Source organism: Tritonibacter mobilis, from assembly GCF_001681715.1.
Lineage (GTDB): Bacteria > Pseudomonadota > Alphaproteobacteria > Rhodobacterales > Rhodobacteraceae > Epibacterium > Epibacterium mobile.
In genome coordinates this window covers 1-17,546 of record NZ_LNWY01000029.1, presented here as the reverse complement: position 1 = coordinate 17,546, position 17,546 = coordinate 1, and the positions used below count along the sequence as shown (strand labels likewise).

General features: G+C 58.2%; 13 protein-coding genes. 8 read left to right on the top strand and 5 right to left on the bottom strand.

Annotation, left to right across the window (positions count from 1 at the left end; translation table 11 throughout):
• Window positions 1–33 precede the first annotated feature (33 nt).
• Window positions 34–1,110 carry an extracellular solute-binding protein gene (locus UB90_RS21005; protein ID WP_065325242.1) on the bottom strand — a complete coding sequence of 359 codons (1,077 nt, stop codon included), beginning with the start codon at window positions 1,108–1,110 and terminating at the stop codon, window positions 34–36.
• 283 nt (window positions 1,111–1,393) lie between these two features.
• Here UB90_RS21005 and UB90_RS21000 point away from each other — a divergent pair, with 283 nt between their 5' ends.
• Window positions 1,394–2,308 (top strand): LysR family transcriptional regulator, encoded by a 915-nt coding sequence (locus tag UB90_RS21000; RefSeq protein WP_065325241.1) that lies wholly within the window; start codon window positions 1,394–1,396, stop codon window positions 2,306–2,308.
• Between the two features lie 113 nt (window positions 2,309–2,421).
• On the opposite strand, the gene UB90_RS20995 is transcribed toward UB90_RS21000, so the two are convergent.
• Complete coding sequence (locus UB90_RS20995; protein ID WP_065328114.1) at window positions 2,422–8,748, bottom strand: DUF7933 domain-containing protein; 6,327 nt, start codon at window positions 8,746–8,748, stop codon at window positions 2,422–2,424.
• Window positions 8,749–9,418: 670 nt separating this feature from the next.
• Here UB90_RS20995 and UB90_RS20990 point away from each other — a divergent pair.
• Genes UB90_RS20990 through UB90_RS20970 form a run of 5 tightly spaced genes read left to right on the top strand, consistent with a single transcriptional unit; the run spans window position 9,419 to window position 12,858 of the window.
• A complete protein-coding gene (locus tag UB90_RS20990; RefSeq protein ID WP_065325239.1) occupies window positions 9,419–9,925 on the top strand; it encodes a phage tail protein in 507 nt (168 codons plus the stop codon).
• A 17-nt stretch (window positions 9,926–9,942) separates the two neighbouring features.
• Window positions 9,943–10,461, top strand: coding sequence for a phage tail protein (locus UB90_RS20985; RefSeq protein ID WP_065325238.1), 519 nt, complete (start codon window positions 9,943–9,945; stop codon window positions 10,459–10,461).
• 9 nt (window positions 10,462–10,470) lie between these two features.
• Complete coding sequence (locus UB90_RS20980; protein ID WP_065325237.1) at window positions 10,471–10,998, top strand: phage tail protein; 528 nt, start codon at window positions 10,471–10,473, stop codon at window positions 10,996–10,998.
• A 58-nt stretch (window positions 10,999–11,056) separates the two neighbouring features.
• Window positions 11,057–12,280 carry a PLL family lectin gene (locus UB90_RS20975; protein ID WP_065325236.1) on the top strand — a complete coding sequence of 408 codons (1,224 nt, stop codon included), beginning with the start codon at window positions 11,057–11,059 and terminating at the stop codon, window positions 12,278–12,280.
• Window positions 12,277–12,858, top strand: coding sequence for a GNAT family N-acetyltransferase (locus tag UB90_RS20970; RefSeq protein WP_065325235.1), 582 nt, complete (start codon window positions 12,277–12,279; stop codon window positions 12,856–12,858). The genes UB90_RS20975 and UB90_RS20970 overlap by 4 nt, the downstream gene beginning before the upstream one ends.
• Here UB90_RS20970 and UB90_RS20965 read toward each other — a convergent pair.
• Window positions 12,834–13,127, bottom strand: a complete 294-nt coding sequence (locus tag UB90_RS20965) for a DUF6916 family protein (RefSeq protein ID WP_065325234.1) — start codon at window positions 13,125–13,127, stop codon at window positions 12,834–12,836. The two genes, UB90_RS20970 and UB90_RS20965, sit on opposite strands and share 25 nt — an antisense overlap.
• A 296-nt stretch (window positions 13,128–13,423) precedes the next feature.
• On the opposite strand from UB90_RS20965, the gene UB90_RS20960 reads away from it, so the two are divergent.
• Window positions 13,424–14,044: an exopolysaccharide biosynthesis protein gene (locus UB90_RS20960; protein ID WP_005611198.1), complete on the top strand. Its 621-nt coding sequence runs from the start codon at window positions 13,424–13,426 to the stop codon at window positions 14,042–14,044.
• A 68-nt stretch (window positions 14,045–14,112) separates the two neighbouring features.
• Here UB90_RS20960 and UB90_RS20955 read toward each other — a convergent pair whose 3' ends face one another.
• On the bottom strand, window positions 14,113–15,705 hold the full coding sequence (locus UB90_RS20955; protein WP_081285637.1) for an MFS transporter: 1,593 nt from the start codon (window positions 15,703–15,705) through the stop codon (window positions 14,113–14,115).
• The gene (locus UB90_RS20950; protein ID WP_065325232.1) at window positions 15,698–16,759 is read right to left on the bottom strand and encodes an HlyD family secretion protein; all 1,062 of its coding nucleotides are present in this window, start codon (window positions 16,757–16,759) and stop codon (window positions 15,698–15,700) included. The genes UB90_RS20955 and UB90_RS20950 overlap by 8 nt, the downstream gene beginning before the upstream one ends.
• Window positions 16,760–16,887: 128 nt before the next feature.
• Between UB90_RS20950 and UB90_RS20945 the strand changes: the two genes are divergently transcribed.
• A complete protein-coding gene (locus UB90_RS20945) occupies window positions 16,888–17,496 on the top strand; it encodes a TetR/AcrR family transcriptional regulator (protein WP_065325231.1) in 609 nt (202 codons plus the stop codon).
• Window positions 17,497–17,546 lie beyond the last annotated feature (50 nt).

Sequence of the window (17,546 nt, the reverse complement as noted above, 5' to 3'; positions counted from 1 at the left end):
CTTCGGCGCCCTTCACTTGGGTATTGTCGGGCCTTAGTTCGCGGCGTTGATCCGGTCGAGGCTTGCCCCTTCCATTGCTTCCAGACCTGCGGGAACCGGCGGATACCACTTAATGTTGTCGATGGCCTGCTGATCAAAGCTGCCCTGATAGCGCGCTTTCAGATCCGCATTCACCTCGGCGTCACCATTCACTGCCGCAGTAAAGTTGCCTGCGGTATTGGTGATCATTGCAGCGATTTCTGGCTGCATCACGAAGTTGATCCAATCATAGGCTGCATCGTCGGCACGGCCACGCGCGGGCAGGACGAAGGTATCAATCCAACCCAGAGCACCGGATTTTGGCGCGACAAAAGTGATGTCTGGATTGTCAGCATTCAACTGCCAACCGCCTGTATCCCACGCCATAGAGGCCACAACCTCGCCAGAGCGCAGCAGGTTTTTGATCTCGTCGCCACCGTCCCAATAGGTTTTCACATTGGCCTTACATTCGGTCAGCTTGGCTTCGACTTGATCAAGGATACCCTGATAGGTGGCGCTGTCGCCGTAAGCGGCAAACGGATCGAGACCCATGGAATAGGCAAAGCCGATCAGGGTCGGACGCTTCAGACGGTAGGAGACCTTACCCGCCACCGCATCATCGCAAAGATCGGTGTAGTCCTGCACGCTTTGCGCCATGGCGGTGTTCACCACCAACCCGCTGGTACCCCAAACATGCGGCAAACCATAGACTTCACCGTCAAATGTCGTATTTGCGGCGGTCGCACTCAGCATCGATGGGATGAACAGATCCGCGTTGATACGGGACATGTCGATGGGTTTGTAGATGCCAAACTCTTCTTGCGCGCTGGTGATGCGGTCTTGGCTTGGCTGTGCCAGATCAAAACCACCGCCGTTTGTTGCGCGCAACTTGGCGATCATCTCTTCGTTGTTGGAGGTCGTAACCTCGACGGTATGACCCGTCTCTTCCTCAAACTTGGCAATGACTTCTTCGGGCGCATACCCGCCCCAAGTCAGCAGGCGCAACGTCTCGGCCCCTGCCATCATCGGCACGGCAACCATTGCTGTCGTCGCAATGGCCACGCGACCAAACTTGCTGAGTTTAACTGTCATGGTGAAATTCCCCTTTGTTGTCGTTTGGTGACCAAGAGTACCGGCGCAATGGCTCCTGCCACTTCGGCAGTTGACCCATGAAATCCGCAGTCTGCTCAGTGCAGAATACAACGCAGTATGCTCCCTTTGTGTCGTCGCCCTTACATCCAAGAGAGTCGGGCAGCTGTGATTGACGAAAGCGTGCCGCAGTCAAAAATATAATTCAACATTATTATTTCTGTTACATATAATATTGCATTATGAATGCGCTCATATAGGCGTCCTCTGGCAAAAGGGAAATGGGATGATTGTTGATGAACCGATACGGATCAGGCAGCTTCAAGCCCTTAATATTCTTGCTGAAAGTGGCACGATGAGCTTGACGGCCAAGGCGATGAACATCTCTCAGCCAGCCGTAAGCCGCCTGCTCGCTGATCTGTCCAAGGAATTGGGCTATCCTCTCTTTTCGCGATCAGGTCGTCGCCTAACACTCACGCGGGAGGCCCAATATTTATTGCCCGAAATCCAGCGGATTTTTGGTGCTATGGGGCAAATCCGCAATCTGCGTCAGAATATTCAAGCAGGAACCAGTGGTCATTTGAAAATCGCCTGCCTGCCCGGTTTTTCAACGAGCCATCTGCCGGGTGTCGTCGCAGATTTTCTATCTGCCCGCCCGGAAACTACGGTAACAATCGAACCAGACCGACCAGAAAGAATTCTGGATTGGGTCATCGGGGAACAATACGATTGCGGCATTACGGATGGTTTTCGTTCGCATCACGCCTTGGACAGCAAAACCATCCCCATTCGCTGTGTTTGCGTATTCCCGGAAGGGCATCGGCTTGCATCCAAATCGATCATCCACCCAGAAGATCTCGCAGGCGAGCGCATCGCCCATGACCGTTTCGGCAGCGAGTTTTATTTGCGCCTGCGTGACATCTTGGACGCTGCAGGCATCGCAATGGACAACTTTATTGAAACGCGGCAGTTCACGTGCGCCTGCGAGCTGGCGGCCAAAGGTGTGTGTGTATCGGTCGTCAGCGAGCTTGATGCCAAACAATATGCTGGCAGAGGGGTCGGTTTCCGCCCTTTCTCCGCCAACATAACTCACCAACTCTCGCTCGTGTGGCCAAATCACAAGTCAACGTCGATCCTCACCCTAGAGTTTTTGGGGCTGTTTGAAAAAAGCCTGCAACCTTTTGCTCTCCCAGAAGGTTAAGTCCCCGATTTCTCAGCTACGGGTAGATAAATGTACTTCTGGTCCAGCTGCGCGAGGCAGAGCGTCTGATCTGTTGTTCTCGAACACCTTTTTTACACCGCTCAGCGTTACCCTCAGAACGGGATATGAATGTTTAAGCTCGCCCCGTAGGATTCAAAATCGCTGGCTCCGATGCCGTCGTAAAAACCCTCGAACGCGATCTTAATTCCGCGATCTGGGACGATGAAAGTCGCACCGGCCTCCAGCCGGCCTCGGAAATCCGATTGCGACGATGCCAGCGTGGCGTCCGTCGGATTGGTCCCCTGCAACTTGTTGAAATCGTAGATGCCCGAGAATGACAGATAAGGCGAAAACTGCGTGTTCCCGTCCAATGCCAATTGCCACGAAACTCGCGGCCCGAACTCAAACCGCCCAAGATCAAACTCCTGTGACGGGATCACGCGCCCAAGGGTATCTGTGTAACTTTCCTGCTTTTCATAGTAGTAGGTCAGCCGCGCAAAGGGGCTGATCGTGGTGCGCGCATCCAGTTTGAAATCCCCGGTCAGCCCGCCCTGCAACAGGAACCGCTCGGTGTCGAAGTCATCTTCGAACAGCCCAAGCGCATTGACCGTGTTGGAGGATTGCCCATAGGTCGCCGCAACATCGAGATAGAGGTTCTGATCCAGACGCACCACCACATAGGGCCCGGCCATCCACCCCGTACCGCTGGCCGAGGTTCCGGCGGCGCTATTGTCCTCGTCGGTGATATCCAGCTGTCCCATTACCCCCAGAACAACCTTGTCCGACCAGCGGTAGTCCGCTCCCGCAAAAAACAGGCCGGAGCGGCTCTCGAAATTGCCGTTCTCGGTCAGGGCGTAGGTGCCCTCAGCCCAAAAGTCCCAGCCGGAAGCGATGACTGGTGCAAAAAAGACGGGGGCCTCCGTCGTCTCCGATTTGGAAGGTTCCGTGGCGCTGAAGCGCAACGCAGGACCCCGCGCCGCTATCGCATCCTCTGCCGCGGCCTCTGCGCCCGCCTCAGCGGTCCGGAGCGCCTCGCGCCAGCGCGATCCGTCATTGCGGCGGCGTGCTTCTTCCAGCAGCGCGCGCAGGCTGAAGCGGAAGGTCGCGGATCTTCTGTTTGAGGTAGCACGCAACCCAAACCCGTTGCGCCCCTGCTGTCGTGCCAATCCGCCTTGTGTCAGTCGCGACACCAGATCGGGTTGATTGGACACGATGGTATTGGCGCGGTTGGAGACAAAGGCCGCTATTACCTCCTGGGTTTTCTGAATATCCGCTTCTGCATCGCGGTCATTGGTGAGCGCGAAATTGACGCTACTGAGGCCAGTGGCGCTTGCGCTGACATCGTAGGAGGTCAGCGTCGATCCACCGGCGTAGCTGGACGCCGTATCATTGGCTGTCATGGCAGAGCTGGTCGCCGTCCCATCAGCGCCGGTGGTGACGGTTTCGGTTCGTGTCCCGGTGCTGGCAAACACCACCGAAGCCCCGCTCGCCGGCGCAGCGAAGGTCACATCGACCCCCGCGACGCCAGCGCCGCCGCTGTCGGTCACCCGCGCAACAAGGGGCGCTGCGAATGGCGCGCCGACCTCGGCCACCTGGCCAGAGCCTGACTGTATCGACAGCCCGCTCGCCACGCTCTGCGCCGTGCCTGTGACGGAAATGTCAAACGGGTCCTCATCCGCGTCGTCAGAGCCAAGGCTCAGATCAAACCCATAGGCGCCGCCTGCGATGGCCGTATAGTCCACCTGTAATGTGGTGGTTCCGCCCCCGCTGGCAACGCTTGTTGCCGCGAGGGACAGGCTGTCCACCGTCACGTTGTTCTGATTGCTGATGCTGCTGGCCACCGACGGCATATCGAGAGATAGAACATCCGTGCCGCTGTTGGTGATGGTATAGGTGACCGACGTGGCGGTGCCGGGCGTTATCACTCCTGCGATACTGTCGGTGCCGCCATCACTAAGTGCCCCACTGGCCGAGGAGGACACCTCGATTTCCGGCGTCCCACTCGCGGCCCCGGCCACCGTGATGTTGAACAGGCTTTCATCCGCATCGGTATTGGCCACTTGCAGATCAAAGCTATAGGCCCCGCTGGCTTGCGGGGTATAGGAAATCTCAAGCGTCGTGGTGCCGCCACCGCTCGCCACCGTATTTGACGCCAGCGTCAAGCCGTTCACCACAACGTTGGTTTCGTTGGAAATGTTTCCAGCGACCGTCGGTGTCGTGATGTTGAGCGTATCGGAGCCGGAATTGGTGAATGTGTAGGTGATGACATTGGCTGAACCGGCGCTTGGGGTTCCGGGGATCGTATCCGTATCACCGTCCTCCAGATTGCCCCCGCTCGAAGAACCGACGCCGATTTCCGCGCTGCCGGTCGCCGTGCCGCTGATCGTCAGGTCATAGGTGCCCTCGTCGGCGTCGTCACTGTCCACGTCCAACTCGAAGGAGAACGCCCCCGCCGCCGTTGGCGTATAGGCCACCGTGAAGGTGGTGCTGGCGCTGGCTGCAAGGCTGCTGGTGCCCGGGGCGGAGATGCTGTCCACGCTGACGTTGCTCGCCGCCGCGCTGCTGGGCGTGCCGTTCAGGGTCAGGGTCGCGGTGCCGGTGTTCTCCACCGTGTAGGTCAGCACCTGCTGCACCCCCACCGCCACGCTGCCCTGCGCATCGGTGTCGCCATCCGCCAGCGATGTCGCCGCCGGGCGTTGCAGGTCGATCTCCGGCGAGGCCACCGTCAGCGACGCGCTGGAGGTGCCGGAATTGCCCAGGCTTGAGGTCAGATCGCCGCTGGTGTTGCTGTAGCTGCCGTCGGTCGCCGCGGTCACATCCGCCTGCACCAAACAGCTGGCGCCCGCGCTCACCGTGCCGCCGGTGTAGGAGATGGTGCTGCCACTGCCGCTCGCCGTCAGCGTGCCGCCGGTGCAGGTGGTGGAGGCATTGGGTGTGGCCGCCACCTCCACCCCCGCAGGCAGCGTGTTGGAGAAATCCAGCGCTGTCGCCGCCGTCGCATTGGCGCTGTTGTCGATGGTGAAGGTCACCGTCGCGGTTCCATCCGCCAGGATCGTCCCCGGCGCAATCGCCTGGCTGAACCCGGGAGCCTGTGTCGCTGTGCCGCTGATCGTCAGGTCATATGTGCCCTCGTCGGCGTCATCACTGTCCACGTCCAGCTCGAAGGAGAACGCCCCCGCCGCCGTTGGCGTATAGGCCACCGTGAAGGTGGTGCTGGCGCTGGCCGCAAGGCTGCTCGTGCCCGGCGCGGAGATACTGTCCACGCTGACGTTGCTCGCTGCCGCACTGCTGGGCGTGCCGCTCAGGGTCAGGGTCGCGGTGCCGGTGTTCTCCACCGTGTAGGTCAGCACCTGCTGCACCCCCACCGCCACGCTGCCCTGCGCATCGGTGCCGCCATCCGCCAGCGATGTCGTCGCCGGACGTTGCAGGTCAATCTCCGGCGAGGCCACCGTCAGCGACGCGCTGGAGGTGCCGGAATTGCCCAGGCTTGAGGTCAGATCGCCGCTGGTGTTGCTGTAGCTGCCGTCGGTCGCCGCGGTCACATCCGCCTGCACCAAACAGCTGGCGCCCGCGCTCACCGTGCCGCCGGTGTAGGAGATTGTGCTGCCACCGCCGCTCGCCGTCAGCGTGCCGCCGGTGCAGGTGGTGGAGGCATTGGGCGCCGCCGCAACCTCCACCCCCGCGGGCAGCGTGTTGGAGAAATCCAGCGCTGTCGCCGCCGTCGCATTGGCGCTGTTGTCGATGGTGAAGGTCACCGTCGCGGTTCCATCCGCCAGGATCGTTCCCGGCGCGATCGCCTGGCTGAACCCGGGAGCCTGTGTCGCTGTGCCGCTGATGGTCAGGTCGTAGGTGCCCTCGTCGGCGTCGTCACTGTCCACGTCCAGCTCGAAGGAGAACGCCCCCGCCGCCGTTGGCGTATAGGCCACCGTGAAGGTGGTGCTGGCGCCGGCCGCAAGGCTGCTCGTACCCGGCGCGGAGATACTGTCCACGCTGACGTTGCTCGCCGCCGCGCTGCTGGGCGTGCCGCTCAGGCTCAGGGTCGCGGTGCCGCTGTTCTCCACCGTGTAGGTCAGCACCTGCTGCACCCCCACCGCCACGCTGCCCTGCGCATCGGTGCCGCCATCCGCCAGCGAGGTCGCCGCCGGGCGTTGCAGGTCGATCTCTGGCGAGGCCACCGTCAGCGACGCGTTGGAGGTGCCGGAATTGCCCAGGCTTGAGGTCAGATCGCCGCTGGTGTTGCTGTAGCTGCCGTTGCTCGCCGCGGTCACATCAGCCTGCACCGAGCAGCTGGCACCCGCGCTCACCGTGCCGCCGGTGTAGGAGATTGTGCTGCCGCCGCCGCTCGCCGTCAGCGTGCCGCCGGTGCAGGTGGTGGAGGCATTGGGCGCCGCCGCAACCTCCACCCCCGCGGGCAGGGTGTTGCTGAAGTCGAGCGCTGTCGCCGCCGTCGCATTGGCGCTGTTGTCGATGGTGAAGGTCACCGTCGCGGTTCCATCCGCCAGGATCGTCCCCGGCGCGATCGCCTGGCTGAACCCGGGAGCCTGTGTCGCCGTGCCGCTGATCGTCAGGTCATAGGTGTCCTCGTCGGCGTCGTCGCTGTCCACGTCCAGCTCGAAGGAGAACGCCCCCGCCGCCGTTGGCGTGTAGGCCACCGTGAAGGTGGTGCTGGCGCTGGCCGCAAGGCTGCTCGTACCCGGCGCGGAGATGCTGTCCACGCTGACGTTGCTCGCCGCCGCGCTGCTGGGCGTGCCGCTCAGGGTCAAGGTCGCGGTGCCGGTGTTCTCCACCGTGTAGGTCAGCACCTGCTGCACCCCCACCGCCACGCTGCCCTGCGCATCGGTGCCGCCATCCGCCAGCGAGGTCGCCGCCGGGCGTTGCAGGTCGATCTCTGGCGAGGCCACCGTCAGCGGTGCGTTGGAGGTGCCGGAATTGCCCAGGCTTGAGGTCAGATCGCCGCTGGTGTTGCTGTAGCTGCCGTTGCTCGCCGCGGTCACATCCGCCTGCACCAAACAGCTGGCACCCGCGCTCACCGTGCCGCCGGTGTAGGAGATTGTGCTGCCACCGCCGCTCGCCGTCAGCGTGCCGCCGGTGCAGGTGGTGGAGGCATTGGGCGCCGCCGCAACCTCCACCCCCGCGGGCAGCGTGTTGGAGAAATCCAGCGCTGTCGCCGCCGTCGCATTGGCGCTGTTGTCGATGGTGAAGGTCACCGTCGCGGTTCCATCCGCTAGGATCGTCCCCGGCGCGATCGCCTGGCTGAACCCGGGGACCTCCGTCGCCGTGCCGCTGATGGTGAAATCAAAGGGATCTTCGTCCGCATCGCTGTTGACGAAAGACAGACCGAAGGAGAACGCGCCAGCTGCCGTCGGTGTATATTGCACGTTGAACTGCGTGGTGCCGCCCGCTGCGGCGACGGTTGTACTCCCGGGCGCGCCAACTGAATTCACTGTGACGTTGTTTAAACTTGATGAGGTCGCCGTGGCCACCGTCAGGTCGGCGGTTCCGGTATTGGTGATCGTATAGGTGAGCGTTTGCGTACTGCCCGAAGCGACCGTTCCCTGCGCATCACTGCCGCCATCCGAAACCGTATTTGTTGTCGAGGAGGTCAGATCACTGATCTCGGCTTCGGCATTGATTGTGCCCGAGATTGTGACATTGAACGTGGTTTCATCCGTGCCGTCATCGGCGTCGTTGGTGGTGAAACTGAACGGAACTGTGAACGTCGCGCCATCGGTGGTGGAGCTGGGGGTGAAGGTGATGCTGATGGCATCGTTTTCTGTGCCACCCGATGCCACGGATGCGGTATCGATGGAGGTGGAGCCGAATGACGCATTGGTCGGCGTGCCCAGGGTCAAGCCCGACAGCGTCAGTGTTTCCGAACCGCTGTTGCTAACATCATAGGTGATGGTTGTGGCTGTGCCGCTGGTGATCGCCGTTGCAATCGTGTCCGTCCCGCCGTCCGCCACGGTATTGCCAGTGGATGAAGAGAGATCGTCAATTTCTGGCGCACCATCCAGAGAGCCTCCGCCACCCGACGCCGTATAAACAAAGCTGAAGGGCGTACCCCCATGGGTGCCGCTCACCGTACACCCGGCAGCGCAATCGATACCTGTCAGGCTACCGCCATCCGCGTCGAGTGTTCCCTGATCGCTCCCGTTGTTCACATTGAACACAAGATCCCGGGTGTCATTGGCAGACGGATCGAAGATGAAGAAATTGGTGCTGGCGCCGCTAACAATCTGAATCTGAATCAGATCGTCAGACAGCGCCGAACCTGCGGCGCCAGTTTCGAGGGTGCATTCATCTTCTGTGAGATTCATCGTGAGCGGATCACCAGGCGATGTATTGGCTGGACAGTCCGTGAAGGACGCTTCTGCCGCCTGAGGGATCACAAAGAACGAGAGCAGCAGAAACAGGAGCACACCACTCAGTCGCCGTCTCATCGGGCTCCAACCGCTCTCACGTCTCGAAATCGGACACCCCGAAACCCAAGGTGTTACCGTGCAGCGACCGGCGCATACCGCGCTTTCGTTCCCAAACTCAACCATGAATAGTTCACTTCCAAACCGTCAACCACGCTCCAAAATCATCGAGCGCAAACAATATTACAACCATCACTAGATTTTGAGGAATTTCAAAACAAGTATAATTTGTGATTTTATATTTCATTGCCTCTTGTCGACACATTCGGCAAAAAAATCTATAGTGTTTATCAAATACCTACCCGCATCCCATTCACGGATGCAGAATGGCACCTCACCATGCGGCACGGAATGAGCAAGACTGAGGACGGGCAACCGCTACACGTAAGAAACAGGCGCACAGACCCGTATATATGGCCAAATACACACGCATATTAGAACGCGCAGATCCCCTCTCCCCGGCATGATAACGTCACCGCCGACACGAAACAAAAAAGATTGACACCGCCGTCTGCGCACAAAACCCAGAGCAACTATAGGAATATTTTTATTGCCAAAATGGCTGAACATATGTGACGTTCGAAGAATCATAAGAGCATAATTATATACCACCTATAGGTTATTTATATCATACCTATCGGGCAAGATACGGTTGAAATCACACCAAAAACGCGCACTTTTGGGGGAGATTATGTCAGAACCTTTTCTCGCTGAAATTCGCATCGTCGGGTTTAACTTCGCGCCCCGAGGTTGGGCCTTTTGCGATGGGCAGATCCTACCGATCAATCAAAATCAGTCGCTCTATTCCTTGCTCGGCACTACCTATGGCGGTGATGGGCGCACATCCTTTGCGCTGCCTGATTTGCGCGGTCGCACCCCCTTGCATGTTGGAGAGGGGCACGGATTAGGACAAAAGAATGGCGCAGAGACCACGACGCTGAGCTTCAGTGAAATGCCGGCTCACACGCACTATGTGCGTGCCTCCTCTGCGCCCGGGAACTCGCCCACTCCGGACAAACATCTCCTCGCCGCCGAAGTTTCCCCGGATACAGTCTACCACTCTCCCGATCCAGGGACGCTGGTCGGGCTGCGTTCAATCACAAATGTTGGTGGTTCTCAGGCGCACGAGAACATGCAGCCCTATGTCGCGGTCAATTTCTGCATTGCCCTTCAAGGGCTGTTTCCGTCGCGCAACTGATCACGAAAGGACAGAGTATGTCGGAACCCTTTGTAGGTGAAATCCGCATGTTTGCGGGCAACTTCGCCCCCCGCGGCTGGGCCTTCTGCGATGGGCAGTTGCTGGCAGTGTCGCAGAACGATGCGTTGTTTTCCCTTTTTGGCACCATTTACGGCGGCGATGGTCGCACCACATTTGGCCTCCCTGACATGCGGGGACGGTTGCCGATCCACGCAGGAACCGGCCCTGGCCTCAGTCCGCGCCGACTGGGCGCGAAATCTGGCGCTGAAAACGTCACCCTTACGGTGAATCAACTGCCTAGTCACACGCATCCGCTGCAGGCGTCTACGGCGCTTGGCGAGGCGGCCAGCCCGCAGGGCAATGTGCTGGCGGCAGGCGACGGGATCAATCACTACACGGCCTCCGATCCCTTCACGCAGATGTCGTCACAGATGGTGACCCATACGGGCGGGTCGCGATCCCATACCAACCTGATGCCCTTTTTGTGCGTGAATTTCATCGTGGCGCTGTTCGGCATCTACCCGAGCCGACATTAGGAGGCGAAAATGTCTGAACCCTTTATCGCTGAAATCCGGATCTTTGCCGGGAATTTTGCTCCGCGCGGTTGGGCATTTTGTAATGGTCAACTTGTGCCGATCGCCCAGAACACCGCCCTGTTTTCGCTGATTGGTACCACCTATGGCGGTGATGGCCGCAGCACAACGGCGCTGCCGAATATGAAAGGGCGTGCGCCCATGCACCCCGGGCGCGGTCCCGGCCTCACCGCCCGCCGCCTCGGGCAGAGAGGGGGCAGCGAACAGGCGACACTCACCGAAGCGCAGCTGCCTAATCATAGCCACACGGCGATGGCCAGTACCAACCCGGCAGACACGAACATCCCAAGCGACACAGTGACGCTTGGCAGAAGCGGCTTCGACCGTCTTTATCAGACCGATACCGACTCTAATCAGGTCGACCTTGCTTACGAGGCGATGCCCGAGGCGGGCGGAGGGGTATCGCACAACAACATGCAGCCCTATCTGACTTTGAATTTCATCATCGCGCTTCAGGGCCTTTACCCGTCACGCAGCTGACCCCTGCCCCTGCAAAACCGCCTACGCCCAGCTCAGCCTATCGGAAGGACATTTCGACATGTCAGTTGAAGACGCCACCCCCGCAGAATTCGAAGGAAGTGTGGTCACAGAACCGAGCTACTTTCGGATCTTTTTAACCGCCCTCACTCCGGCGGGCGCGTTGGGCTACAAGGACCAGACTGTCGAAAACGGCGGTTTTGACAGCGGTTTCACGGCTTTGACCGACACCAGCTACCAGCCGGAGCATTTGAACGCTTCTGTCACCCAGAATGGATATGTCTCCGTTCTGGCAGTGGACGCGGCCACCGGAGATTTGACCTATATACGCGAAACCCAAACCGAAGACGCCGACAACCGTTTTGCACCTCCTCAAAACCTAGGCAAGCCAGACGGGGTGAGCGGCGTTCTTGATACGGTGCTGATCAATGGTTTGACCGGACGCGCGAACGTGTTCCTATCCAGTTCAGAAGCGGACAATACCATCTGGTGGAAATTCCAGAATCCCAACACCGTGGTTGAGAAAACCTTCAAAGTTGTACCACCCGGAACCGAAACTCCGATCGAGGTGACAGTACCCGTCGAAGTACCACCAGCGCAGATCTGGTCAGACTGGCAGCAGCTTCCCGGTGCGCTTGTCAGCCTGACCGCCACGCAGAATGCGGATGGCCGCATTTTTCTTGCCGGTATTAATGCGGACGGAGTGCCTTATCTGAACCTTCAGTCCAACGACAGGCCGTTTTTGCCCGAGAACTGGAGCGGCTGGCAGGACATCTCCGAAGGGCTGACCGGCTTCGAACAAATCGTCTGTGGCCTCGACCATGACGCTCTGGTCCATATATTCGCGCGGATCGGCGACAAGATTTACATGAAGGTTCAGCAACAGGTCAGTTCCAGCGGCTTTGGCGGCTGGGTGCTGTTTGCCTCCTTCGCGTCTCCGGTGCATACGATGGATGTGTCCATCTCGCCCCAAGGTGGTCTCTACCTTGTCGCCCAACTGAGCTATGGGGCAAACTGCCCGGTCTATGCAAAATACCAGACCGGGACTGGATCGGATGACTGGTCCGACCCGGCCGTCATCGGGCACGTCTATCAAAACTGCAATCTGATCCTGCAACCCAACGCGGACACCAGTCTCAGCCTGTTTTCTCTCGATCCAGACACCGGCAAGGCGGCTTACCTGCGTCAACAATCCCTTGGCCATTGGTCGGCGACATGGACCGAATTGGGGGCAGGCTATGCTGCGATCGCAACCACACAAGACATTACGCCCAACCCGTCATGATCCCAGCATCCGTCCTCTCCGCAAAGCTCGAGGTGCGACCGCAAGCAACCGCCTCCCTGCCATTGCAGAACCGTGCAGCCGCACTGGGCTTGGGGTATCGATGGATCACGCCCGAAGATCACGCTTTCCTCGCAGCGCTCTATCGAAGCACACGTGAAGCGGAGCTGGACCGCACCCCCTGGCGCGAGACGGAAAAACAAGCGTTCATCACGATGCAGTTCGAGGCGCAGCACGCTCATTATCAGGCGCATTACCCGCTGGCGTTGTGGTTGGTGATCCTGCATGAGGACGAGCCTGTCGGACGGCTCTATCTGGAGCGCTGGGAGCGCGAACACCGAATTATCGACATCGCCCTGCTGCCCAAAGCACGCGGTTGGGGTTTGGGGAGCGCCATTATTCTTGATCTTCAGGAGGAGGCGGCAGCACTGCAAAAATCAGTGAGCATCCATGTCGAAAAAGCCAATCCAGCGCTGACACTTTACCGGCGGCTCGGATTTACCACGCAGGAGGACAAGGGCGTCTACGACCTGATGCGCTGGGATCTTCCAGCCGATCAGGTGAAGACCGCCTCATACTGAATGCCTGCGTCCTTTTCGGCGACGGGTACAAGAAACACCTCCTGTTCACCGAACTTTTCCTCAAACAATCGATATGTTGCCTGTTCCAGAATAGGCGACCTAGGGCCTTGCCAAAGCGTGGAAAACGCCCCACCCTCGCGCGCACCAGAACCCATTACCTTCACTTCGATCAGCGACAGATGCACATCCTCTGAAACCGATCGCACTTCAAACGCTCGGTTCAACAATGCTTCGAAATCGGCTGATGTAAGCGAGTGCAGAGTGGTCATGGGGTCTCCTGAGCATTTGCATCAATATGGCGCATCAAATGCGCAACTTATGCGAAGGTAACCCACCAACCTTTCAACCGCAAATCCTGTTTAAGTCCCCAACCTTCGGTCCACCGTGAGCACGCCTCCCCGGCGCAGCTGATCGCGATTGCATGTCACTACTACTGTCTGCCCGCCAGCTATATGATTGGGGTTCCAAACTGATTTCGACACCGCGCATCGCTTTTCGCGACTAGGTGATTGCAAATAGGCGCTGGCACCCTGATATAGCAGGTGAGCCAAACGGAAAGACACAGATGCAGCAGGAAGACGGGAAAAGCAGGCGTCCCTCATTGTCACTCCCGATCTTACGCACGTCGCGTCACCAGCATAGGGCCGGGACGTTGACCCTTGGCAACCTCCTCACAGCATTGGGTGAATCTTCCTTCGGGTGGGCGATTGTCGTTTTCTCACTCCTGACGCTGCTCCCTCTTCCGCCTGGATCTACTCTTTTGACGGCTTTGCCCCTCCTCGTGACCACAGCGCAAATGGTGCTGGGCTATCCGCATGTGAAGCTTCCTCGATGCCTGGCTAACCTTCGACTTGATCCAACGAAGCTGAGACGAACTGTATTGCGCCTTCGGCCAGTGACGCGTCGACTGGAACGTATGTTGGTGCCGCGTTACAGAGCACTCTTTGCGCAGCGCCACGAGCGTGCACTCGGTCTAGTGATGTTTATCATCGCCTTTGCGCTGTTCTTACCAGTTCCTCTAAGTGGCTGGTTTCCCGCGATTTCTTTGTTCATCATTGGGGTTGGAATTGTGGAGCAGGATGGTTTGGTTTGCGGCTTGGGTTTGGCACTTGGGGTGATGTCCGTGGTACTGACGGTGACGATCCTTGCCAGTGTCGCTATTGGGGCTGACGCACTAATCCATTAACTGCAGCATAGTCCTATGTGCGCCATCAGCGACTAATCTGGGTGATACAATTGCCAGCGGATTGGATTTTAAGCCCCAAATCGTTTTTGTATTATTTTGAACGAGAGAATGATCGGGACTGCCAGCACAAACAGTAACGCCAAAGCTAAGAAGGCCTCGTTGAAGGAAAGCATCGCCACCTGCGGTTTCAGCGTGCTTTGTAGCATCAAGGCAGAAGCGGGTTCTGCCAGGCCGGGTGCAAGACCACGCTCGATCAACACTTCACCCAGCATCTGTCTGCGCAACCCAAACCATGTGTTTGAAGGATCAAAGTTCCGCCCGAGAACCTGCAGGTTCGTGGCATTCATGCCGGTGTTGTAGCTGCTCAAAACCGCCACACCGATAAGGCCACCAAGTTGACGTCCCCAATTGAAAAGCCCAACCCCATCTGCACGATATATGGGCTTAAGGCCGCTGAGTGTGATGAGCGTCAGACTGAGAAACAGGAAGCCTAACCCAAAGCCTCGCAGCAATAGCGCGCCGCTCAGATCCTGCCAGCCGCTTTGCAAGCCCGTGCGCGACATCAACCACATGGACGTCATAAACAGCAAAACCCCAAGTGGAATAAATGCTATCGGCGGAGTGTTTCGGTACGTGATGAGCCACCCAGCCAGACACAGCCCTGTGATCGTCGCCAAACCTGAGGGCAACAACAACAGACCCGCCTCACCTGCGGGGAAACGCAGCACGCTCAAAGTGAAGGCCTGTATCAGAAACGCACTGCCAAAGAGCGCTGCGCCGGCGATGAAACTCACGAAAAACCCAAACGTGAAGTGATCATCACCGAACACGCCACGATCAAGAAGCACCTGATCTGATTTTGTGACGAGGCGGTGAATGCAAATCGCTATGGCGACAACGAACACCGCCGCGCTCCAGCGTAAATGTCTGGCCTCGAACCAATTCCACCGTGTGCCTTCATTCAGAATATACGTGAGGTTTAGCATCGCGATTGCAAACAGAACGAATCCGAGCCAGTCAAACGGGTTCACGGCGTGCTGGTACTTTGGGAAAACACTCTCCGGCATGCAGAGCAAAATCGAAGCTGCGCCTGCGACGAGGGCGATACTCAAAACGAAAGAGGCCTGCCAGATCGCAGCGTCGATAAAATACCCCTGCACCACGGGGGCAAGAGAGGTCGGCGCCACAACAACAGCCAATGCAAATATCGCCTGGACAAGGCCCTGCCGATTTGACGGAAAGACCCCCAACAACAGGGTTTGCGCGGAAACGATCAACACCGCTCCGGCCGCGCCCTGCATCGCCCGACTGCCGATCAGCACAGTATAATTTACGGATATCGCACAAATCAGGGATGTAACCGCACAGAGCGATAAAGCCACCCAAATGACTGTCAACAAACTATATTTTTTGATGAACCAACTGCCGCAGGGAAACAACGCCAGCTTGGCTGATAGATAGACAATACCGATCCATGCCGCCTCATCGGGGGTCAGGTGAAATGTTCCCATGACGTGTCCGCGGGCCATTCCAAATATTGTTGCATTCAGCGCGTCCAGCATCACTGCGAGCACCAGTCCCACCAACAGCAGCGATTGTTTTAGCCCGAAACACATGGCTCCCACGGTCGACCTGCAAAGATCATTCGTCGTTTCACTCATCGCCCGCACTGCCATGAGGGAGGCGAGTTGTCTCGATGCTCACCGCAGCAGACATCCCGGGGCGGAGCTTATGAAACAGTGGATGCTGTTGATCCAGTTCAATTTTTACCGGGATGCGTTGCACAACCCGGATGAAATTCCCAGTCGCATTATCTGGCGGCAACAGGCTGAACTCCGCCCCGCTTGCAGGTGCGATACTCTCCACTCTCCCCGTCAAGGCAAGACCCTGAAAACTATCCACGCGGATCGACACAGTTTGCCCAGGTTCTATCCGTCCAAGTTGCGTTTCCTTGAAGTTGGCGACGACCCATTTGTGATCATTTGAGACAACAGACAAGAGTGGCGCTCCGGGGCGGGCGTACTGGCCAGGTTCCGCGTGGAGATTGCCAATAAATCCGCGTTCTGTGGCACGTATCGTCGTCTCAGACAGCGATATTTCCGCAAGTTGCAGTTGCGCCGCCGCCTGCTCTATCGCAGCATCCAGCGCTGATGATTGAGCGTCAAGAACACGCAATTTCTGCTCTTGTGCACGAAGACCAGCACTGGCTCTCTCATGCCCTGCGCGTGCCTTAATCGCGATGGCAGTTACCACTTCTAGACGCTCCGCTGGGGCCCAACCATCGGCGATAAGGTTGTTAGTTCGATGCAGGTCTTTTCCGGCGCGATCCGCCTCGGCCTGCGCCGCCGCAATCATCGCATGCGCTTCATCTATAAAAACGGTTTGCATCTGTCGCTCTTCATCAAGCCTGAGTCGTGCAGCTGTAGCCGCCGCGAGTGCTGCTTTCGCCTGACGGACGCGCGCGGCGTGATCTTCGTGATCAATACGCAAAAGCACATCGCCTTTCTCAACCAGTTGATTGTCGTTCACAGCGACTTCGGCGATGTAACCGGAAACCTTCGGCGCAACCGCAACGATATCGCCCCGAATATAGGCGTTATCTGTGTAAACCCGTGTTTGTGCGTTGCTCCAAAGGCCATACCCGCTGGGCAGGGCAATTAAGACCACGATTAAGACCCCAATAAGACGCAGTTTTCCGGATGACGGGCGTGGCATTGGCGATCTCCCTCTCATGTGGGCCCCACTTTGCCAGTGGGACACTTCCGCAATGGTACGGTATCGTACCATTGCAAGATAGGGTACGGCATCGTACCTTTCAAGCCATAGAAATGATGGAGTTCTCTATGTCTGCCCCGGTCACGCCGCCAACCGACAAACAAGCCGCAAAACAAGAGGAAATCTTGAACGCGGCGTGGGAGATATTTGCGAAGGAAGGATTTGGCCGCACCAGCATGGATCAAATCCATGCCTGTGTGGGGGGGTCGAAGCGCACGCTCTACAAGCATTTTCCCAATAAAGAGAAGCTCTTTGAAGCTATGATCGAACGCATTTCGGGTCGTGTGATCAAAGCTCTGAAGCCGCGCTCTGCAACCGAGAGCTTGGAGGCAACGCTGTTCAGGATGGGCGTGGACTACCTGACGGTATTGCTATCGGAGGATGGTCTGGCGCTGTATCGGGCGATGACCTCAGAAGCGCGACATTTCCCGGAACTCTCTCGAGATTTCTTTGAAAATGGGCCGGAAGCTGCCACCAAAAGCCTCGCCCAATTTCTAGCCCTGCAACAATCTAAGGGATCGTTGCCTGATATCGATCCAGAAACAGCAGCGGAGCTATTTCTTGGGGCCGTACGCGGGAACTTGCATCTTTCTGCCGTTTTGGCGGGCCGCTCTCATTCACCCGAGGTCATCCATAATAAAGTGTCAGACGCGGTACGTGCCTTATTAAGAGATTGAGAGCACGCGCCCTCCGATCACTCGTGCTGAGCTAGGTCATGTTGACAAAT